This window comes from Lewinella sp. LCG006 (assembly GCF_040784935.1).
Classification (GTDB): domain Bacteria; phylum Bacteroidota; class Bacteroidia; order Chitinophagales; family Saprospiraceae; genus Lewinella.
This window is the reverse complement of record NZ_CP160680.1, coordinates 1,075,830-1,097,381: the sequence shown is the minus strand read 5'-3', so window position 1 is coordinate 1,097,381 and position 21,552 is coordinate 1,075,830. Positions and strand designations below refer to the sequence as shown.

Sequence of the window (21,552 nt, the reverse complement as noted above, 5' to 3'; positions counted from 1 at the left end):
TGAACCAGCAATCAAAGCAAAATGAAAGCTTTAAATTTTTTCCTTCTTACCTTTCTGACCTTCATGGTCATCGCCCCCATGAGCGGGCAATCTTACCGATTGACTAAATCTGATTTCAGCATCTCTGGTACTTCTAATCTGCATGATTGGGAATCGGCAGTAACGAAGGTCAGCTGGCGCGGAACTTTCAGCTTTAGCGATGGGGTACTGAGCGAGTTGAGCGATGTGAAAGTCAATATTCCTGTTGATGGTATTACCAGTACCAAAGGTCGGATTATGGATGGCAAAACCCACACCGCTCTAAAAGCAGAAGAGCACCCCAACATCGTCTTTACCCTGACGAGTGCCAACATCACCAACAATAGCAATAAGAGTACCGTAGCCGCTAAAGGCAAACTGACGGTAGCGGGTGTTACCAAAACCATTAATCTTCAGGTACTCTTCACGCCATTGGCGGACGGGCAGTGTCAAGTCACGGGTACCTACCCCATGAAAATGACCGATTATGGCATTGAACCCCCAACAGCACTTTTAGGAACCCTTACGACTGGCGATGATGTAACCATCAAGTTCAATCTAACCCTCAGCCCTAACTAGCCTTTTGCAAAGTCGGAAGTGGAAAGTGGGTGGTCGGAAGTTTCAACCACCAATCACCAACCATCTAACCAACGATCAACGATCAACCAACAACGATCAACCAACAACCAATAAAATCATTCATTGTCTTAATACTTAAGTTATGAAAACGACTAATTTCTTCCGTTCAATTTTTATGCTACTCCTTACCTTAGGTATGTGGCAACAGGCTTCAGCGCAGGTTGCAAACTGGCGCCCTTATGACCAAGACGGTGTAAATGTTTTCGAGCCTGCTAAGGATATGACCACGACCTTCGACAAGCGTTTTGTGCGGGTAGGAGGTAGTTTTACCCAACAATACCAAGGTTTGGAACACGGTAATATGGCCGACGAAGTGCTCAATGCGGATGGTGCCAACATCAACCAGCTGTACAATTTGGGTAGTGGTTTTAACCTGGCTGCCGCCAACCTGAACCTTGATTTTCAAATTGAAGATGGTATCCGGGTTTCTCTGGAAAACTACATGTCTTCTCGTCACCACTCAGAGTTCTGGGTGAAAGGGGGATACATCCAGGTCGACAAGCTGCCTATGTTCAACAACCCAGAATGGTTTGATAAGTACCTACGGGTGAAGATCGGACACATGGAAGTCAATTATGGTGACCAACACTTCCGCCGCACCGACAATGGTAATGCCATCTGGAATCCCTTCGTAGGCAACTACATCATGGACGCTTTTGCTACCGAAATCGGTGGTGAGGTATATGCTTTCCCTACAGAAAACTTCATGGTGATGGTAGGTGCTTCTAACGGGTTAATCAGTGGTAACGTGACCAACACCACCCGCAAAGCTTCTATCTACAGTAAGCTGGCTTTTGACAAGCAGCTCAACGAAACGACCCGCTTCCGCTTATCTGGTAGCGTTTACATGAACCCCGAATCAGGGCGTAATACGCTTTACGGTGGCGACCGTGCCGGATCTCGTTTCTACGAAGTAATGGAGTCTGCGATTTCTCAGAGCGATTTTTCTGGCCGCATGAACCCTGGCTTTACCACCAACGTGACCAGCTTCCAGATCAACCCCTTCGTGAAAATTCAAGGTTTTGAACTGTTTGCTACCTACGAGCAGTCTCAGGGCTACGCCAGCAGCGACCCCCGCAAGGAAGGTGCTGAAAATCCTGAAAAACGTCAGGTAACACAGATCGCAGTTGAAGGTATCTATCGCTTCCTACCTCGTGAGCAAGTGTATGTGGGTGCTCGCTACAACACCGTCACGGGTGCACTGAGCTCTAGAATTATGGACGCTAACCTTGAGCCTATGGACCTTACGGTAAACCGAATGGAGATTGCGGCAGGCTGGTATCCTACGCCTAATCTGTTACTCAAGTTGTCTTACGTAGATCAGCAGTACAAGGACTACCCAAGTACGAGTATCTTCAACGAAGGCTACTTCAAAGGCATGATGGTAGAAGCAGCAGTTGGCTTCTAAGAAGTAACTTCTTTCTTTCCAGAACACCATTCTCTAATCACGAAAGCCTCCCCGCAAGCATATCGCTTTCCGGGAGGCTTTTTCTTACGCAATCGCATCATGAAAAGCTTATTCTTTGCACTGTTTTCTATCGGGGTGTTTACGGCTTTTCTATCGATGAAGCCTGATACCTTATGGCAGAATCGCACCTCTTTTTCCTACACTATCGATCCAGAAAGTAAACTCTTTCTTGAGGGTAGTAGTAATGTAGTTGACTTTACCTGTCATTGTACCTCTTCCCTTCAAGGCGGGCGGGGCAGCATGGTGGAAGAACAGGGGAATGGTTTTTCTTTCGTAAACAGTATTTTGCAATTGCCGGTACAAGCCCTGGATTGCGGCAATCGAACGATGAACAAGGACATGTACGAAGCCCTGGCTGCTGATAAGCATCCATTTGTAGAGATACAATTGTTGAGCGTGAAAGCCCACGATCACCAGCTTTTCGGGGAATGCCACGAATGGGAAGACCTACAAGCCCGCCTAAGACTGAAGATCGCCGGTGAAACCCGGGAGATGGTGATGCACGTAAGAGGTACTCATCTAGGCTACCAGCGCTACCGCTTCGTGGGGGCCAAGCCCATTTATCTCACCCATTTTAATATCGAACCTCCCCGCGCAATGCTGGGAGCAATCAGGGTAGATGATTGCATTAAGATCAACATGGATTTGGTGCTGGTGTTGTCAGCGGATTAGAGGAACACTTGCTTAGCGGATTTTTAACTAAATGTAACTTGGGCTTCAACCCGAGCCTCCTTTAAAATACTCAAAGTCCCTATACCCAGTACCCAATACCGTGAGGCTTACCTGGGTAGGTTTTGCCTCTTAGTAACACAAAAGGCAAGCCTCCCTTTCACCCCACCTTCTTCGCGAGCAGCTCCATGTCTCTAATCAATAATCGTTTGCGGTTGAAGGTGATGATGTTGTCATTGCGCAACTCATTCAAGATGGTCGTAACCGTTTGCCGGGAAGTAGCCGTCAGGTTGGCGATCTCCTGGTGCGTAAGGAATTTGCGAACCAGCACTTCATAGCCTACGCGCTGTCCTTGCTCTTGCCCCAGCTCGTACAGATATTCAATGATGCGGCTGCGAGAATTTTTAAAAACCATCGATTCCAGACGATGCTCCGTAGCGAGTAGACGTTGGCCCACGACCCGCATCAGCTCTAGATGAAGATTGTGATGCTGGCGAATTTTTTGTTGTAGATCGGCAACTTTCATGACACGAACTTTCACCCGCTCCATGGTATAAGCAAAATTATGGTGCTTTTCTTCGCCCAATAAGGCCATGGCACCAACAATTTCTCCTGTGCGATAGATGGCTTTAGTGATTTCCTTACCGCCAGCTCCGTAGGTGCCCAATTTGATGGTGCCCTCTTGGATGTAATACACCATGTCGGCCTGCTCTTCCGGGAGAAATAAGTAGGAGCCTCGTGGCAGTGTGCGTATAGACAAGGGGTCGAAAGCATCTTTAAAGGTGCTAATTTTAGCAGTAGGAGTGGCGAATTCGTTGAGGTAGGCGAAAGAGGAGGTTCCCATTATGATTATAGTTTACATTTTTTTGAAATCGATGTTGGTGGCTAGTGGTCTGTCAATATTTAAAGTTCCGGTTGAGCGAACGCGGATTTTGGTGCTGATCGAGGCGGAGGTTCCCTTGCATAGCAGCGCTACGCAAGGGGTTCTCCAACGAAGAGCAGTGCCTAAAGACGCATCGGGCAACCGGAAAGTTTAAGTTTGACAGACCACTATACCAACGCTAGTATTAGATACGAGAAAAAGCAAGCTATTGGATCTTTATCCCCGGTTAACCAGCTTCCTTCTCCTCTCGTTGGAATACAATGGCAAAGCTAGGGTTGAAGTGTAACAAAAGTATCACGACCTTATCACAGCATTTTATTTTGAAAAATTGAAGTACTTTTAGTGCTAATAAAAAATTATATGCTCGCTGTTTATGTATCTATTAGGTTATGATATCGGGTCTTCTTCTATCAAAGCAGCTTTGGTAGATGCCCAGACGGGTGAGCAACTGGCCGTGGCCCAATCACCAGCGACAGAAATGGAAATGCTGGCGGTACAATCAGGCTGGGCCGAGCAGCATCCTGAAACTTGGTGGAGCAATGCTTGTTTAGCGACCCAAAAGCTGCTGCAGCTAACCCAGATTGATCCCTCACGGATCAAAGGTATCGGGATCGCTTACCAGATGCACGGGCTGGTGCTGGTTGATGAAAATCAGGAAGTATTACGTCCCTCAATTATTTGGTGCGATAGTCGGGCGGTCGCAATCGGAGATAAAGCTGCGGAGGAAATTGGTAGAGAGAAGTGTTTACAACACCTGCTCAATGCGCCGGGCAACTTTACGGCTTCTAAACTGAAGTGGGTTAAGGACAATGAGCCAGACTTGTACGAGCGCATCCATAAAATAATGCTACCAGGCGATTACATCGCGATGCGGCTGACTGGGGAAATTCGAACGACCGCCAGTGGCTTATCAGAGGGCATTCTTTGGGATTTTCAGGAGAACACGCCCGCGGCACTGGTGATGGATTATTATGGTTTTGATGAAAACCTATTACCAGAACTGGTAGATACCTTCTCTTTACAGGGAGCAGTTACGACGGCTGCTGCCAAAGCCACGGGGCTGAGCAGCGGTATTCCCGTCAACTACCGGGCCGGTGATCAACCAAACAATGCCCTTTCGCTGAATGTGTTAGCAGCAGGCGAAGTAGCGGCAACCGGAGGGACTTCGGGCGTCGTTTATGGGGTAGTGGATCGGCCGCTTTATGATCCCGCATCCCGCGTCAATGGCTTTGCCCACGTCAATCATACCAGGGAAGCTCCTCGGATTGGTATCTTGCTTTGCATCAATGGTGCTGGTATTCAGTACAGCTGGGTGAAGCAGCACATGGCAGAACAAGGCTTGGGTTACCCTGAAATGGAAAAACTGGCTGCTGCCATCCCTCCGGGAGCGGATGGCCTGCGGATTTTGCCCTTTGGCAATGGCGCAGAACGTATGCTGGAAAATAAAGCCCCCGGAGCGAGGATCAACAACCTGCAGTTTAATCGCCATCACCGTGCTCATTTTTATCGAGCGGCTTTAGAGGGAGTTGCTTTCTCTTTTGTCTACGGTACCGGAATACTGCAAGAGATGGGGCTCGATTTGCAAGTTATGCGGGTTGGCAACGACAATCTTTTTCAATCGGGTATCTTTGCTAGTACGATTTCCAATCTGCTGGGGAGTCGCATCGAAGTTCTGGAAACTACGGGAGCCATCGGTGCCGCAAAAGCAGCAGGAGTTGCAGTGGGGATTTACAGCAGCATCCGCGAAGCGATGACGGGAAATAAACTCGTCACAGCTTACGAACCCAGCAAAACCAAGGATAGCTACCAAGAGGCATACCAACAATGGTACAGCGATCTGAAAATGATTTTGTGAAAAAACCATCAACCATCAACCATCTACCATTCTCAAAGTCGGAGATCGGAAGTGGGAAATCGGAAGTATTCCAACAACCATCAAACCATCAAACCATGATAACCACAGGAAGTAAAGAATATTTTAAAGGCATTGGAAAAATCCCTTTCGAGGGCCGGGAGTCTGATAATCCATTGGCCTTCCGTTGGTACGAAGCCGATCGGGTAGTAGCCGGAAAAACCATGGCCGAGCATTTTCGCTTTGCGGTAGCCTGGTGGCATACCCTTTGTGGTACAGGTGGCGATCCTTTTGGTGCGCCCACCAAGCGTTTTCCTTGGTTGGGAGCAAGCGACGCGGTACAGGAAGCCAAAGATAAAATGGACGCTGGTTTTGAGTTTATCACCAAATTGGGGGTGCCGTACTATTGTTTTCACGATTTTGATTTGGTAGCGGAAGGTGATACGCTGGCGGAAAGTGAGCGCAGGGTAGCAGCTATCACTGATTATGCCTTGGAGAAGCAAAAGAGTAGCGGCGTAAAACTCCTCTGGGGAACCGCCAACTTGTTTTCGAACCCACGTTACATGAATGGCGCGATGACCAACCCCGACTTTGCCGTAGTAGCATACGCTGGTGCACAGGTGAAGATAGCACTGGATGCGACCATTAAGCTCGGCGGAGAGAATTACGTTTTTTGGGGAGGCCGCGAAGGTTATATGTCGCTGCTGAATACAGATATGAAACAGGAGCTCGACCACATGGCAAGGTTCCTGCACATGGCCAAAGATTACGCCAGAGCACAGGGATTCAAAGGTGCCTTCTTTATTGAGCCTAAGCCGATGGAACCCAGTAAGCACCAATATGATTTTGATGCGGCAACGTCGATCAATTTCTTACGCGAATATGGTTTGGCAGATGATTTCAAACTCAATATCGAAGTGAATCACGCTACCCTGGCGCAGCACACTTTTCAGCATGAGCTGCAAGTAGCCGCCGATGCAGGTATGCTGGGCAGCATGGACGCCAATCGCGGCGACTACCAGAACGGCTGGGATACCGATCAGTTTCCCAATAATGTGATGGAGCTGACCGAAGCCATGTTGGTCTTCCTCACGGGTGGCGGTTTGCAAGGTGGAGGGATCAATTTCGATGCCAAGACACGCCGAAATTCTACAGATCTTGCCGATATTTTCTACGCCCACATAGGAGGCATGGATGTGTTTGCGCGGGCTTTGCTAGCCGCCGACGCAGTGCTACAGCAATCCCCTTATTTGAAGCTGCGAGAAGAGCGTTACAGCTCCTTTGCCAGCGGAGATGGAAAGGCCTTCGCCGATGGTAAATTGAGCTTTGCCGATTTGGCTAAAATCGCACAGCGAAGTGGTGAACCGGAGCAACGTTCGGGCAAGCAGGAATTGTTTGAAAATATTATCAATCAATTTAGCTAGTAAGCCGGAAACGCTTTAGCGACGTCAGGATCGCAGGTAAAGAATGTTGTTGTTGCAAAATTTTAAAAGAAAAAATGATGGATAACAAAATAGCCCTCCGACCCTTGGAGGCTTCCGATCGACAGCGATTTGCCCAACTAGCCAACAATATCAATATCTGGAACAACGTCCGCAACCGGATGCCTCATCCTTATTCAGCGGAGGATGCGGATGAGTTTATCTCAATGGCCCTTACCCCCGGAGGTCCTACGATTCGCGCCATTACGCTGGATGGTACGCTGGTTGGGGTGATTGGTCTGCATCCGGCGCAGGATGTCTACGAAGGTACGGCCGAGCTGGGCTACTGGATCGGTGAGCCCTACTGGGGACTTGGTTTGGCGTCAGCGGCGGTGAAAGAGATGATTCAAATTGGTTTCAAGGAGCTGAAATTACGGCGCATCTTTGCATCTGCTTACGACTACAATACCGCCTCTATGCGCGTACTGGAAAAAAATGGCTTTGAAAATGAAGGTGTCGCAAAAGCAGCAGTTCTCAAAAACGGAAAGGTATTCGACGAGGTGAAGTATGGGCTGTTGCCGTAAATTTTCTGCGCAATACATCGAGTAGTAGAAGATAGAGGGACGCTCAAAAGCAAGAAAAGCTAAAGACCGTTTTTCTTAATCCCTCTACCTTCTACCCAAAATCACTCTACACCCCTTTATTTTTCGCTGGAATCGCTTTCCTTCTCCGTCGTCTCCACTTCGAAAGGCTTCCGCGGCATCATCTCATCGCGCATGGCCGTATGGAACACGAAAGAAGCAATGATGGTAGCCGCCTGGGCCAGATCGGCCTCTACCAGGTGATCCAGGTTATCCATATTGGAGTGGTGGGTACGCGAAAAATAAGCCATGGGCTCCTGGATGAACTGAAAGCCAGGGATACCAACGGCATCAAACGCCAGGTGGTCGGTGCCGCCAGTATTGGACAAACTCAGGGTGCTGGCGTCCAGGTCCTTGAAGGGTTCTAACCAGGCCCGAAAAATGGGCCCTACTGCGGCGTTCCCCTGCATATATACGCCCCGGATTTTACCCGTACCGTTGTCCAGATTGTAGTAGGCAGAAATTTTTCCCTGCTCCGGTTTCAAGCTTTGTGGGGTGTTGTTGTCGGGTGGAAACTCCGCAAAATGCTCCCTGGAGTAGCCTCTAGATCCAAACAAGCCCTGTTCCTCGCCCGTCCATAGTGCCAAACGGAGGGTACGACGGGGTTGGATACCACTTTCTTTGATCGTTTCCAGTAAAATGCGCGCTGCTTCCATCATCACTGTAGAGCCTGCGCCGTTGTCGGTAGCACCGGTGCCAGTATGCCAGGAATCAAAGTGAGCACCAAACATGACCACCTCATCTTTCAGGTCAGTACCAGGAATCTCTGCGATGATGTTGTGCTCCATCTCGTCCGGGTTGGTATAGTGAGCCTCCAGTTCCACACTGAGCTGTACGGGAATACCGCGCTGGAGATTGCGGAAAATGCGATTATAATGCTCTACGGCCAAGGTAAACTGGGGTATTACTTCGCGGTCTGTATTTTGAGCTCTACCTTCCGCTGTCCGGGCGCCGGAAACGAATACGGTACCCAGGTCGCCCTTGTAGCTACGGTCCAAAACGGCCAGCGGCTGTTCTTCACTGAGGAATTGCCAAATCTTCTGGTTGAACGTAAAGCCACTTAAATTACGGTAATTGCTGCGCGGGCGCGGGGTGGGTTCAGGAGCATTCGCCAGTTCGAGTAAGCTTTCTGCATCATGTCTCTTGGCGGCTGGCTCAAATAGTTCTTCTACTTGGCGTATCGTGTCGAACAACACAAACTTGCCTTTCAATTTTCCTTTGTAAGTGGCCAGCTCTTCCTCATTAGTGGCCTGAAGATAGATGACCTCTCCAGTGCCCTTTACCGAAGGTGACCAGGCTTTGGGGTAGGCAATGACTGGCCAGTAGCCGGGCCCATTAGCGTGCATTTCAAAATGCGTCATTTCCCAGCCGCGACCAAAAGGCCCCCAGCTTTCCAAATGTACGTTGGTCATACCCCATTCGGTCAGGGTGTTTTGGGCCCATTCGGTGGCCTTGTCCAGCATGGGCGAGCCGGTCAGTCGCGGGCCATAGACATCGGTGATCCAGCCCGCAATTTCCATGGCTTGGCTTTGGTCCAGACCGTGTTTGCGGATCAGGTCATTGATGTCCTTATTGACCTCTTCCTGGGCAGTCGCCAAGGTAAAGGCCGTGAACAACATAAATACGAGCACTAGTAAGCGATTAGTCATAATGCGATTTTAAGTCAAGTGAAACAATGATGTCAAAAAAAATATAGCCTGCCAGAGCAGACTATAAACCTCCTAAAGTTAGGGTAAAATCGGAAATGGGGGATAAAAGAGAAGTGAAACGGGGTGGGTAATCAGTGGAAGGGAGGACAATAACCACTCATTGCACAACAAAGACCTCCCGGATATTACCCATCTGGTTGTTGTGTATTTCAATAACATACCAGCCGGGTTCAAAACTGCGAACATCAACCACTTGCTGAGAAGAGGATTGTTCCATCATGTTCAGGGGCATCAAAGTGTTATTACTGCTACGGATAAAGATGTTGTTCGTGCTGTTGGGGTGAGACACAATTGTGAGGAAATCACTGGTAGGATTCGGGTAGAGGCGAATCCTGGTAGGCTTAGTTGAAACGTTGACCGTGATGATGTCACTTAGGCTACGTTCGCCCGAAAAATCAATTTGGGTGAGGCGATAATAATTTCTACCCAAGTCGGGCTTAGGGTCGGTAAACTGATAATTGATGGTGTACTCACTGTCGCCGCTACCCGCTACTTCACCGATGCTGCTGAATGTCTTACCATCGCCGCTGCGTTCAATCACAAAAGCTTGGTTGTTGTGTTCTGAGTGGGTTTGCCAGAAAAGCAGCGTGCCATTTTCATGGTGTTCTCCCCGAAAATCACTTAGTTCGACCGGGAGTAGGCCGAGGTCAAAAAAGCCGTTCCAGGCGTTGCCGAATTGAATACCATCTACTACCATCATGTTACTACTCGTTGCGGGAGCATTGATCAAGATGCGACCGATTTGATCGGGTAGACCAGTACCATTTACGGTGGTGGTTAAAGTAGGTGAAGCTGGCTCTTTGGACATGAACGTGTCACTGATGAACACTTTGAGCAGGTCGTTGCCAGCCACCACAAATTCGTATTTCAAGACGATGTGATAGACGGTAGCCGTCGTAAAGGTTATGCTACTCGTTACTTCATCCGCTAAAGACTGCGTCGTTAGTGCGGCTTTTATTACACCATTTAATGGGTCTTTATAAAAACCGAAGCCACCAAAAGTATTCGTGAAAGCCTCTTTTTCTAAAGCCATCTGATAATCAGGAAAGGTGGGCAATTGCTCCTCATTGTCAATTCGAGCCAGAAAGGATAGATAGGCTGCGCCACTGGCCAGGGAGGTCGCCAAGAGGTTGTCGCGACCAATATTTCCACCACTACTCTGCAATGTTAGTACCTGCCCGTCTGCGTTGTCTTGGGGATAATTGGCAAGGTTCATGCCGTCAGTTGTTACTTGGAAACTGGTATTGCCACTCCATTGATTTTGATTGTTCAGCGTACCGAGGTTAAGATCAAAATCTTCGCTGAAGTTGTCTTGGGCAATGATGCTTTGCTGAAAAAGGAAGGTAAGGAGGAGGAAAAAGTATTTCATAGGGGGTACATTTCTGAGGTGAATAAAACTTCAAAATACCCCGTCATTAGCAGGCTGCTAATAACGGGGTTTTAAAAACATTGATCAATCAACTCAAGGTATTAGTTCAGTACAATAGCTTTGGTATACTGCTCACCCGTTGCCGTTTCTAAGCGTAGAAAATATTGCCCCTTTGGGTAATTTGCTACGTTTACCTGGATTTCTCCGTAAGGGAAAAGAAGGGTCTGGTTTTGGTAAACAACCTGCCCACTATTGTTCAGCAAGCTTACTTTGCCTGCTATTTCATTCTCCAACATGTTGGTTTTTACAAACAAACGATCTGTCGTAGGATTGGGGTAGACACTCAGGTCAAAATCAGCATTGGCGGTGTCGCTTTGGGGAACTGTGAAGTTTTGGGTAGGGTTCACCCACTGCTCAAAAGTACGGGTAGCAATCACGGCAAACTCCACTCTGCTGATCTCCGCATTTGGCTGAAAGTGGGCGTGGATGGTAAACCCTAAGCCAAAAGGATTTTGCGTAAGCGAGTAGTAAACATTGATCAGGTTAAGATTGAGGGCTGCTTGTACGTGTCCGCGCAAGGCCGTAGGAATGTCGTTGGCATCCTCTACTTCAATGGTTTCTCCATCAACATTTACGGTGATTGGGTCATTAGCGAGCGAGTTGGCGTAGTCTTCCAAGCCAAGGCTTTGGGCCAGGGTGTAGGCCAGTTCGGCGCGTGTCACGGTGCCGTTTGGAACAAAGCCATTGGTCGCTGTTGTCATTAGCGGACTGTTGTTCAATTGACCATCCCGCAAGGCAGCGCCGATAGCCATCACTGACTCGGCCAGTAGGCTGGCATTGCCACTAAGTGTGGGGAATTGTAGTACTCCTGTTGAGGAAAAATACTGGCGTACTCCCTGACCCATCATAAGGTAATCAGCAAGTTCCAGTCGAGTCAACAAAGCTGTTGGTTCAAAATTGCTGCCATTGCTGTCCATCAAACGGTTGCTTATTGCCAGGCGGATAGATGCCTCATTGGGGTGACCATTTACATCATCCAGGCCGGTAGCACCGGAAATAACACTTTGGGTGATGGTGCCCTCTACCGTTTCTGGTAAGGCCAAGCCATTTAGTCCTTCAATGCTGAGGGTCCAGGTACCTGCTTCAGGGCTGGCTACTGCTACTCCGCGTCCAACACTCAAGGTGAAAGTTACCGGAATACCCGCACTGTAGCGCTGACCACTCGGGGAGAACAATACCAAATTCAAGAGGTTACCCGTTTCGCCCAGTACTCCACCTACTACGGTCTTGGCTTCCAGGCTCGTCGTGCCTGGAGCGACTTCAAAAGTAAGCTGTTCGGTATCGCCAGGGAAATAGTCTACGGCGAAGTTCTCGGTGCTACTAGCGGTTACTACATTTCCATTAAAGTTGCGATTGATATTCAAGGAGCTACCGTAATTACTGGCATTGCCAAAGATGGTGTTTACCGCGGCGTAAGCATTTACATAGCCAGCACCTACTTCCCAACCTGCACGACCGGGAATGTTGGTAGCGGTTTGTTGCAGGATGGCTTTTACTTCATAAGGATTCAGGGTAGGGTCGGCTTCCAACATCAAGGCCACAATGCCCGCTACGTGAGGTGCGGCCATAGAGGTGCCATCAAGAGTGGTATAAAAGGGCAAGTGGGCAGGCTCAATCGTTTCAATATCATCAGGTGTACCTAACAAGCCAATTGGTGAGATCGCTCGTGTAGAAATAATCGCCTTACCTGGTGAAGTAACTGTAGGACGATCTTCCCAGGTGAATGTCTGACCATCAACAACAACCGTACCGCCAACGCCAGCACGGCCACGCGAAGAGAAATCCGTCAGGCGACCTTGCTTGTCACCGGCAGCGACACAAATGACCCAAGGTGCTTTTTTGTAGTTCCCCGTAATCGTTCCAGAAGAAGCACCGGAGTTGCCCGCCGAAAATACGATGACAATATTACGATCGGTACATTTTTTTGTAGCTACGTTGATAGGGTCCGCAGGGTTGAAATCTGTACCTACATCGCTGGTTGTTCCCCAAGAGTTGGTCACTACGCGAATACCATACTGAAACTGCTTTACAATAGCGTAATCGAAAGCGGATAGAATATCCAACAATGCTACCGCGGCACCAGCACCGTAGCCAATGAGGTCGGCACCAGGAGCTACGCCTTCGTAAAGCCCCTGTGAAGCCATACCGGTACCTCCTACAATACCCGCAACGTGGGTACCGTGTCCTCCGGCCGCATCGGTGTTGGGTACATCCTCAATAGGTGTGTAGGGTAAAATACTGGAATAGGAATTGAGGTTGGCGTGAGCTGCTACGTTTTGCACCAGGTTAGCACCAAACTCAAGATCGGGATGAGTGCCATCTACACCACTATCATTAATGATGACGCCGATGCCATGGCCAGAAACGGGCAGGCCACCATTTTGGGCGGTAATGATGGGGTCAGTCCTCAATTGATCAACACCCGTAATCGCTGTTGCCCTGTTGTTTTCATAATCAATCGCATAATTGAGGAAAATGGACCTTACATTGGGGTTGGCTGCCAGCGAATTGATTTGTGCCGGGGTTGCAATCACTCCTGCAATCGGTAGCGATTGTAAAGTTGCTCCCTGAGTAATCCCTAAAGTATTCAATAAGCTAAGGTCAGCAGCAGTAGGAGCATCATTGCCCTGAAAAGCTACCACTACTTCTAAAGGCTCTCCCAAGGCCAGTGCTTCGGTCAGCTGCGGAGAGAGGTAAGCCTGGGCAGTCGCCAGAGAAGAAAAGGAAAGAAGAAAAAAGAGAATAGTTAAAAGTCGCATGTTAATGTATGTTTGAAGTAATTTGAATAATTGTTCAGATTTAATACTTCAAAAATGCGACCTCTCTCGACCAAATAGAGGCTGGTATGATATTGAGGATGTAATGGGAAAAAAATACGAATGATTTTTATTTTCATTAGTATACTTGGGATAAAGCAAACATATTTGCGGGGAATTTTGGATTACCCTATCCCAACTAAAACTTAGTATCATCGAACATCCATCTAACATAGCCTCCATCCAACCTGGAAGCTTTCGCAGCGAGAACCATTGGTACCCAAAAGCGCTTAATGCGACGATACATCCAATGGTGAGCTTTTTCCTCAATCTTTCCAAAGAAAGGATCATCACTCGCTACTGCCACCTTCACCCCATGGTGAATCGTGCTAAGTTGGAAGAAGTGCTCGACTATGAGTGCAAATACTTTCTGTGGAGTGGTGCCGACCTGATCAATGCCACCTCCGCAACGGGGAAACGCCAGATGGTCATTCTCGAAAACAACTCTTGCCCTTCTGGGCAAAAGTCGATGCCGCTTTTAGATGATAATAAGGAGGATGGCTCCTATCGTTTGTTGATCGAACGTACCTTCAAGCCACTGTTGAAAAAGAAAAAAGAAAAGGAAAAGGAAGGAAGACTGGGCCTGATTTACGATAAGAATTTCATGGAAACCTCTGGGTATGCTGCCGTTATTGCGGATGTGATGCAAGAAGAGGTATTACTGATTCCTTATTATAAGGGAGAAAACAACCAGCACATCAAGGTAGAGAACGACTGGATTTACGTAAAGCAAGAAGGTGATTGGGTACGGTTGCGGGCAGCTTTTCGCTATGTCACTCAGAAACCCTGGAATCGCCTCCCGTTGCAGTGTAAAACCAAATTGCTCAACCCTATTGTGGCCTGCCTGGCCGGAGGACGCAATAAGATGGTGGCCGCCAAAGCCTATGATATTTATAACGCTGAACTGCACCCCCACGGCTTGAAAATCAATATCCCAGAAACGATCTGGGATGTCAGTCGGGAAGAAATTCCACTGTGGGTACAAAAGCTAGGTGGGCAAGCGGTCATTAAAATTCCTTACAGTAATGCCGGCCAAGGCGTCTATACCATCATCAGTGAAAAGGAGTTGGATAGTTTTATGGACCTGGACATGGAGTACCAGCGGTTCATTGTGCAAAGTTTAATCGGTAACTATAATTGGAGCTCAACCAGCAGTGCAGGCAAATTTTACCATGTTGGCACTATTCCCACAGCTAAAGGAGAAACTTACGTGACGGATTTACGTCTAATGGTCAGTAGTACCAAAAACGGAATCAAGCCATTGTGTGTGTATTCACGACGGGCAGCCGAGCCGCTTGCTGATCAGATCACTTCCGGAAGCGATTCGTGGAGCATGCTGGGTACCAACCTCTCCATCAAGCACGCTGAAAATGAATGGGGATCAGATACCAATCGTTTGATGTTGATGGACCGGAGAGATTTTAATAAACTAGGGCTTGGTCTGGATGATCTCGTAGAGGCTTATATTCAAACGGTACTGTCCACTATCGCTATTGATAAAATGTGTAAAAATCTTTACAACAGTAAAGGTAAATTTCGCATGCGTCTTTTCAAATCTTTAAACGATGACTCGACGCTGCTGGATGAAATAATGTTATGATAAAGGCACAGTATAGGGTACTAGTCCTGACGGATCACCGGGGGCATAGCACCGAAAATTCTATTTATGCATTGCTAAGGCAAATGCTCAACCATCCACGCTGCGCGGAGATTGACATCGCAACCAGAGCCTGGGCGGGTAATGATTCCTTTTTTACCGCGCAAAATGGTGAACAATTGCAGGTAGCTGCGGTTACCCCGGATTTTGCCTACACCGATGAGGGGGACTATCTTACCCAAGGCCTACGAGTGGTGGACCCTAAGGATTATGACCTCATTTTTCTGCGCTTACCTCGGCCCATTAGTGATGAATTCCTAATGTGGTTAGCCACTTTATTGGATGGGAAAGCCATCGTCAACCACCCCCGGGGGATTGTGGAAACCAGTACCAAGCAATTTCTGTTAAATTTTCCCGAGGTTTGCCCGAATATGCAATTATGCCGATCTATGGAGGAGGTGCTGGATTTTGCCGCTAAATTCCCAATTGTATTGAAACCTCTTCGAGAATATGGAGGCCGCGGCCTGCTCAAAATTGATGGAACCACATTGGATGATGGGACGAGCTTGCACAATACCGTTACTTACCTCAAGGGGATTGAGGATATTCTAGAAACAGAGGGTATGTTGGGCATGAAGTTCTTGAAAAATGTCAACCAGGGTGATAAACGAATTCTGGTCGCAGGAGGGCAAATTATGGCAGCTTCGCTCCGCTTACCTGCGCCCGATTCCTGGCTGTGCAATGTAGCACAGGGAGGAACCTCAGTACCTGCCACGCCAACCTCCGATGAGGAAGCGATTATTGCTCATATAAATCCTAAACTCCAACAAGCAGGTATCCTCATCTACGGAGCCGACACCTTGATGGATGATGATGGTAAACGCGTGCTTTCAGAAATCAATACCCTGAGTATAGGAGGCTTTCCTCAAGCTGAACAACAAACGGGACGCCCCGTTCTTCAACCAACAATTGATAAAATTTTTATTTATGCTGATACCCACTACGCAGGATAGCCTGCCGATGATTTTGGATTTTAATCTGAAAGATACTCCCCGGGGTACCAAGCGCAATTACTGGCTGAAAATCATTTCTGATGGGTTTTCCAACCCTATTTGTATTCCCGTAATGGTTGCTCGCGGGATAGAGGATGGCCCAGTACTCGGGCTTACTGCTGCTATTCATGGCAATGAATTGAATGGTATCCCGGTCATCCAACGGCTATTTAATGAAGTAGAAGTAGAAGAACTCAAAGGTACCATCGTAGGCGTACCCGTAGTGAATGTGCCTTCTTTTGTCCGCCGGAGCCGCCGGTTCAGTGATGGGGTTGACCTCAATCACATCATGCCAGGTAAAGATGGTGGGAATGTAAGCCAGGTGTATGCCTTCCGTTTTATTGATCGCTTGGTAAAACATTTCGATTATTTACTCGATTTACATACTGCAAGCCAGGGAAGAGTCAATTCTTATTATATTCGTGCCAATATGGATCATCCAGTGGTGAAGGAGTTGGCATTGTTGCAAAATGCTGATATTATTGTGCATAATCCCGCTTCGGATGGTACCTTGCGTGGCGCAATGGCTGAAAGAGGTATTCCTGCTATTACACTGGAAGTGGGTAATCCCAATACTTTTCAGAAACGCTTGATTCGCAGCGGTATTACGGGCATTCACAATGTTCTTTGCCACCTGAAGATGGTCGATGATGAGATAGAAGCACCCGCTAAACCTACCGTTTTGTGCAATTCATCCTTTTGGATTTATACCGATGTAGGGGGATTGCTCACTGTTTGGGTAGATTTGCGGGAAGAAATCAAGAAAGGGCAGCTAATTGCAACAATTAGAGATATATTTGGCACCAAAATCAAAGATTATCACGCACCAGCAGATGGTATCGTTATTGGCAAAAGCGTAAGCCCGGTCAATCAAACAGGAGGACGTATTTTACACCTTGGAATTTATAAATAAAGTTTTAGAGCATGAGCAAGCCAAAAGTGATTAAAGATTATGAAAAACTTCCACCGGAAGTAGTCGAACAAATCAAATTGGTATATCCACGAGGGTTCAGTCAACACTTGATCTCGTTTGTTAACAGAGACGGGCAACGCAAGATGGGCTTACCCTTCGAAACGGAAGATTATTATTACCTCATTCGTATGACCCCCGTGCGGGCAACCAACATCATCGAAGAAGACGATGACTATGATGACGATGGTATCCTCAAAGCGAAAGCGAGAGAGAAATACGCCGATAAGTACGATGATCTCGACTTTTTGGATGATTTCAACGCCAATGATGACAATGACCTTGGAGAGACAGAAGAATTGACCGATGACCTAGGTGATGAAATTGCCGATGAGCCAGAAGATGATTTTGATGATTAATCTTCTGCATTAGCTCTATTACTAAAGATAGCGGGGATAAACTTTTTCGAGCTTATCCCCGCTGCCTCAATTTCTTACACCTACTTTCCATAAAATTGAAGGTTATCTCCAAGGGGATTATCTATATCCTGGTCGCAACCCTTTCCTTTGCCATCATGAATGCGATGGCCAAAGATCTCTCGGGAATGCACCCCTTGCAAGTCGTTTTTTTAAGAGCTTTTGGTTCTTTCGTTTTTATTTTCCCCTATATGCTTTATCGACGGATAGATATAGTAGGCAATAACCCGAAATTATTGCTTGCCCGATCTGTCGTCGGTGTCATCTCTTTGGCAACCTTCTTTATGGGTCTTCAGCGAATCCCGCTGGGTTCGGCGGTATCTATTCGTTATTTGGGGCCTATTTTCGGAGCCGTATTAGCGTGGTTGTACCTCAAAGAGAAGGTGAGCCTTTGGCAATGGATCAGTTTTGTAATTGCCTTTTCGGGGGTGATAGTGATCAAAGGATTTGACCTCAGGATCGATTATCTCAGTCTTGGGTTGGTGCTCACTTCTGCCTTTTTTCTCGGAATGGTATTTGTACTTATTCGCTACCTCAGCGACAAAGAACACTTCCTCACGATCATCAATTACTTCATGGTCGTTTGTATGCTGGTAGGGCTTTGCTTTGTCTCTTATTGGCGGTACCCTTTACCAGACGAGTGGAACTCTGTGATCGGTATTGGTATCTTCGGTTTGTTTGGTCAGGCTTTTATGACCAAGGCCTTTCAGCATGCCGAAACCAGTGTGCTGGCCCCGTTTAAATATATGGAGTTGGTCTACGCCCTCATCATGGGTTATCTCTTTTTTGGGGAAGGTTATGCCTTGTTACCCATGCTGGGCATTCTGCTTATTATTGCTGGTATGGTGATGAATATTTACGGGAAAGAAAAGAAAACAACCCCTTAAGCATATCAAGACAAAAGTAAAGATCCACGCAAAATACTATCTTGTAGGGTCCCTTTTTGCGGGCGATCACTACTCAAGTTCTTACAGCGATTCAAAAGAGAAAGATGACAAAAATCTGGACGATAAAATCACAAGAAGAAATAAAGAAAAGGGTGTTCGATGCACTTGAGAAAAACATCAATTATGATAGAGAAGGAGCACTTGGCGTGCCTGCTTCTTATTTAGATGATAAGGTATTCAATCAAGATGCATCTTTCTTAAAAGAAGCGCCATTCATGTATGCGCTGGTCAAAAATCCTAATCATATAGGGTGCCATACTTTAGGCAAATCGGAACCCTTCTTTGCAGGGACACATGCCATTGAAAAAGAACTGATTGAAATCTGCGCAGTCGATATTCTGAAAGGAAATTATGAAGAGCAAGATGGCTACGTAGCGTCAGGAGGAACCGAAGCAAATATCCAGGCGATCTGGATATACAGAAACTTTTTTAAGAATAAATTTTCAGCCAACCAAGCGGAAATAGCGATAGTATGCAGTGAGGATAGTCATTATTCCATGGATAAAGCAGCCAATCTCTTGTCATTAGCGATTTATAAAATAGCGGTTGATGAAGAAACAAGAGCAATTAGCCGCCCGGCAGTTGAAGAGGTATTACAGCGCGCGAAAAAGGAGGGTAAAAAATATTTCATTGTTGTCTGTAATATGATGACAACCATGTTTGGTTCTGTTGATGATATCGAAGTATTGACCTCCTCCTTGAAGAAATTTTCATGTGAGTTCAAGCTTCACGTGGATGGAGCTTATGGTGGGTTTTATTCCCCTTTTACCGATGAGGATAGCTTACTCACTTTCCAAAATCCTGATATAACGTCATTTACGCTCGATGCGCATAAAATGGCCCAATCTCCTTATGGCACCGGTATCTTCCTAATAAGAAAAGGGCTGATCAATAACGTAAATACACAAGAAGCAAGCTATGTAGAGGGAGAGGACTTTACCTTGATAGGCAGTAGATCAGGGGCAAATGCTATTGCTGTTTGGATGATTTTAGTAAAAAATGGACCATTCGGTTGGTACGAAAAGATACTAATACTCCAAAAACGAGCAGAATGGTTATGCAAGCAATTGCAACAATTGGAGGTAGCGTATTATCGAAACCCCATGTCGAATATAGTAACCATCAGAGCGCATTTTCTGAATCACCATATTACGCAAAAGTTTGGATTGGTTCCTGACAATCACTTGACCCCTCGTTGGTTCAAAGTGGTGGTAATGGAGCATGTTTCAATAGAAAAATTGACTTTATTTGTTGAGGAGCTAAAGACTTTACAACAAGGAGCCAAGAAAATTTCAGAGAACAAGCATGCTAGACCATTGTAGCATAAGGGGGGATTGATAAAAACAAAGTGCTACAGCATGAAAATAGCCCTAGCTCAAATACAATTAGTGCCCGGTGATTTGGGGGTGAACCTACGCAAGCACATAGCATTTATCGAACGGGCTGCAGCAGCGCAAGCGGCGATGATCATCTTTCCTGAATTGTCGCTCACGGGCTACGAACCCTCCCTAGCCAAAGATTTGGCCTTTACCCAAGAGGATGCCCGATTAAAGGTTTTTCAACAACTCAGCGATATCTATCAACTGGTGATTGGGGTTGGTGCACCTACTCAACAAGAGACTGGCGTTTGTATCAGCTTGCTACTGTTTCAGCCCTGGTCAGAGCGGCAGGTCTACTCCAAAAAGTACTTGCATCCGGATGAAGAACCGTATTTCGTCAGTGGTGATAATTTCCCTTATCTGATTGTCAAGAATAGGCGAATTGCCTTTGCCATTTGCTATGAGCTTTCCGTCCTTGAGCACGCCCAGGCAGCCACTGCAGGTGGCGCCGAAATGTACCTGGCGAGTGTGGCCAAATCGGCGAGCGGCGTCGAAAATGCCCACCAGCGTTTGGCGATGATCGCTCGCGAAAACGAAATCCCGGTGATGATGGTCAATAACGTCGGTCCTGCCGATGATTTCATAGGTGCCGGGCGCTCTGCCAACTGGAACAACAAAGGCGAAATAGTGGCACAGTTGGCTCAAGAGGAAGACCTGCTCTTTGTGATGATTTGATGAGCTGGGCTTTAATTTCCTTTAAACTTACTTAATAGTTCATCTTCTTCATCAAGTTTGTCATATGCGTCTGCTTCTGTTAAATGTCCATCCTGGCTACTAATTCTTGTTATCTGCTTTCCTCTTCTAAAGACAAGTTGAAGTCCATGTTCTTGTTCCCACTCACATTCACAGATTATGCTCAAATAAACATCCTCATCTCTTCTGTGTCTCCTTGTTATGTGAATTTCTTGCGGGTATACATACTTCCATATTTCGTTTTTGTTTTTTATTTCCCACAAAGCTTTGTCCATCTCATCATATCCAATAGCATTTAAAAATTCCATACAGTTTTTATATACTAAATCTGAAAGGTCGAACCTTTCTTCTTCTTTCTTTGATAGGAAATTCTTCAAGGTATTATCTGCTCCAGCTAAGAATTCATCATCTTCTTCTGGAACAAAATCCATAAGTGTTATTTTCAATGCTTTATTTTCGAGCAATGGAATTTGTATCGGTTCACTTTCCCACCAATCGTCAAATTCCTCATTTTGGAGTAATTCGCCGATTTCTTTTGAGTCTATTTTTTTCATTTTTCATTTTTGCTGACCACCAACTTGTTTTATACGAGCTTAGAAGGCGGACATTTATTCCTAATATAATTGAAAAACCTTACACTTTTACACTTGGGGTGTTCAATCTGGTGTTAATTCAGGTTTAGCTCCGCTGCTACTTCGTGGTCGCGTGGCTTTAGCCCGCAACGAGTTCTCTCCTTTCTATGAGTGCGGACTGAAGCCCGCGCAACCTGGCTGAGGGCAACTTTACGCATCAATTTTGCTTGCCAAGAAAGCGCTAAAATCCGTCGCATCAAAAAAGCATCAGCTTGTACAGCCTGGGTATAAGGATGTTATTTTAAAGGCACTCCTCTAGCGTATGAGTGATAGCCTTGAGGAACCATATTCTAAATTCATAATAGAATATCATCATATTGA

Annotated in this window: 18 protein-coding genes; 13 read left to right on the top strand and 5 right to left on the bottom strand. The window is 46.7% G+C overall.

The genetic code is table 11. The features are described from left to right. The first annotated feature begins 21 nt into the window (after positions 1-21). From AB0L18_RS03775 to AB0L18_RS03765, 3 genes are all read left to right on the top strand, one after another. Positions 22-597, top strand: coding sequence for a YceI family protein (locus AB0L18_RS03775; protein WP_367391247.1), 576 nt, complete (start codon positions 22-24; stop codon positions 595-597). Between the two features lie 142 nt (positions 598-739). Next, a complete protein-coding gene (locus tag AB0L18_RS03770) occupies positions 740-2,065 on the top strand; it encodes a hypothetical protein (RefSeq protein ID WP_367391246.1) in 1,326 nt (441 codons plus the stop codon). Positions 2,066-2,164: 99 nt separating this feature from the next. Beyond that, positions 2,165-2,797: a YceI family protein gene (locus AB0L18_RS03765; protein ID WP_367391245.1), complete on the top strand. Its 633-nt coding sequence runs from the start codon at positions 2,165-2,167 to the stop codon at positions 2,795-2,797. 157 nt (positions 2,798-2,954) lie between these two features. Here AB0L18_RS03765 and AB0L18_RS03760 read toward each other — a convergent pair whose 3' ends face one another. Continuing rightward, the gene (locus AB0L18_RS03760) at positions 2,955-3,638 is read right to left on the bottom strand and encodes a Crp/Fnr family transcriptional regulator (RefSeq protein ID WP_367391244.1); all 684 of its coding nucleotides are present in this window, start codon (positions 3,636-3,638) and stop codon (positions 2,955-2,957) included. 412 nt (positions 3,639-4,050) lie between these two features. Here AB0L18_RS03760 and AB0L18_RS03755 point away from each other — a divergent pair, with 412 nt between their 5' ends. The 3 genes from AB0L18_RS03755 to AB0L18_RS03745 all read left to right on the top strand — a co-directional run bounded on the left by AB0L18_RS03755 (position 4,051) and on the right by AB0L18_RS03745 (position 7,534). After that, positions 4,051-5,532: a xylulokinase gene (locus AB0L18_RS03755; RefSeq protein ID WP_367391243.1), complete on the top strand. Its 1,482-nt coding sequence runs from the start codon at positions 4,051-4,053 to the stop codon at positions 5,530-5,532. Between the two features lie 95 nt (positions 5,533-5,627). Continuing rightward, positions 5,628-6,953, top strand: a complete 1,326-nt coding sequence (gene xylA / locus AB0L18_RS03750) for a xylose isomerase (protein WP_367391242.1) — start codon at positions 5,628-5,630, stop codon at positions 6,951-6,953. A 74-nt stretch (positions 6,954-7,027) separates the two neighbouring features. Further along, entirely contained in the window at positions 7,028-7,534 is a 507-nt protein-coding gene (locus AB0L18_RS03745; protein WP_367391241.1) for a GNAT family N-acetyltransferase, read from the top strand. 116 nt (positions 7,535-7,650) lie between these two features. Here the strand turns inward: AB0L18_RS03745 and AB0L18_RS03740 are convergent, their stop codons facing one another. The 3 genes from AB0L18_RS03740 to AB0L18_RS03730 all read right to left on the bottom strand — a co-directional run bounded on the left by AB0L18_RS03740 (position 7,651) and on the right by AB0L18_RS03730 (position 13,488). Then, complete coding sequence (locus AB0L18_RS03740; protein ID WP_367391240.1) at positions 7,651-9,240, bottom strand: M28 family peptidase; 1,590 nt, start codon at positions 9,238-9,240, stop codon at positions 7,651-7,653. A 157-nt stretch (positions 9,241-9,397) separates the two neighbouring features. Beyond that, entirely contained in the window at positions 9,398-10,669 is a 1,272-nt protein-coding gene (locus AB0L18_RS03735) for a T9SS type A sorting domain-containing protein (protein WP_367391239.1), read from the bottom strand. A gap of 101 nt (positions 10,670-10,770) precedes the next feature. Continuing rightward, the gene (locus AB0L18_RS03730) at positions 10,771-13,488 is read right to left on the bottom strand and encodes a S8 family serine peptidase (protein WP_367391238.1); all 2,718 of its coding nucleotides are present in this window, start codon (positions 13,486-13,488) and stop codon (positions 10,771-10,773) included. 307 nt (positions 13,489-13,795) lie between these two features. Here AB0L18_RS03730 and AB0L18_RS03725 point away from each other — a divergent pair, with 307 nt between their 5' ends. The 7 genes from AB0L18_RS03725 (at position 13,796) to AB0L18_RS03695 (ending at position 20,581) form a co-directional block, all read left to right on the top strand. Further along, entirely contained in the window at positions 13,796-15,145 is a 1,350-nt protein-coding gene (locus tag AB0L18_RS03725) for a hypothetical protein (protein ID WP_367391237.1), read from the top strand. Further along, on the top strand, positions 15,142-16,155 hold the full coding sequence (locus AB0L18_RS03720) for a RimK family alpha-L-glutamate ligase (protein WP_367391236.1): 1,014 nt from the start codon (positions 15,142-15,144) through the stop codon (positions 16,153-16,155). The genes AB0L18_RS03725 and AB0L18_RS03720 overlap by 4 nt, the downstream gene beginning before the upstream one ends. Beyond that, on the top strand, positions 16,130-17,107 hold the full coding sequence (locus AB0L18_RS03715) for a succinylglutamate desuccinylase/aspartoacylase family protein (protein ID WP_367391235.1): 978 nt from the start codon (positions 16,130-16,132) through the stop codon (positions 17,105-17,107). The genes AB0L18_RS03720 and AB0L18_RS03715 overlap by 26 nt, the downstream gene beginning before the upstream one ends. Positions 17,108-17,118: 11 nt before the next feature. Further along, positions 17,119-17,523: a hypothetical protein gene (locus tag AB0L18_RS03710; protein ID WP_367391234.1), complete on the top strand. Its 405-nt coding sequence runs from the start codon at positions 17,119-17,121 to the stop codon at positions 17,521-17,523. A gap of 95 nt (positions 17,524-17,618) precedes the next feature. Next, a complete protein-coding gene (locus AB0L18_RS03705; protein WP_367391233.1) occupies positions 17,619-18,467 on the top strand; it encodes a DMT family transporter in 849 nt (282 codons plus the stop codon). A gap of 104 nt (positions 18,468-18,571) precedes the next feature. Beyond that, positions 18,572-19,849, top strand: coding sequence for an aspartate aminotransferase family protein (locus tag AB0L18_RS03700; protein WP_367391232.1), 1,278 nt, complete (start codon positions 18,572-18,574; stop codon positions 19,847-19,849). Between the two features lie 36 nt (positions 19,850-19,885). Next, positions 19,886-20,581, top strand: a complete 696-nt coding sequence (locus AB0L18_RS03695) for a carbon-nitrogen hydrolase family protein (RefSeq protein ID WP_367391231.1) — start codon at positions 19,886-19,888, stop codon at positions 20,579-20,581. A gap of 11 nt (positions 20,582-20,592) precedes the next feature. On the opposite strand, the gene AB0L18_RS03690 is transcribed toward AB0L18_RS03695, so the two are convergent. Next, positions 20,593-21,153: a hypothetical protein gene (locus AB0L18_RS03690; RefSeq protein ID WP_367391230.1), complete on the bottom strand. Its 561-nt coding sequence runs from the start codon at positions 21,151-21,153 to the stop codon at positions 20,593-20,595. Positions 21,154-21,552: the final 399 nt, after the last annotated feature.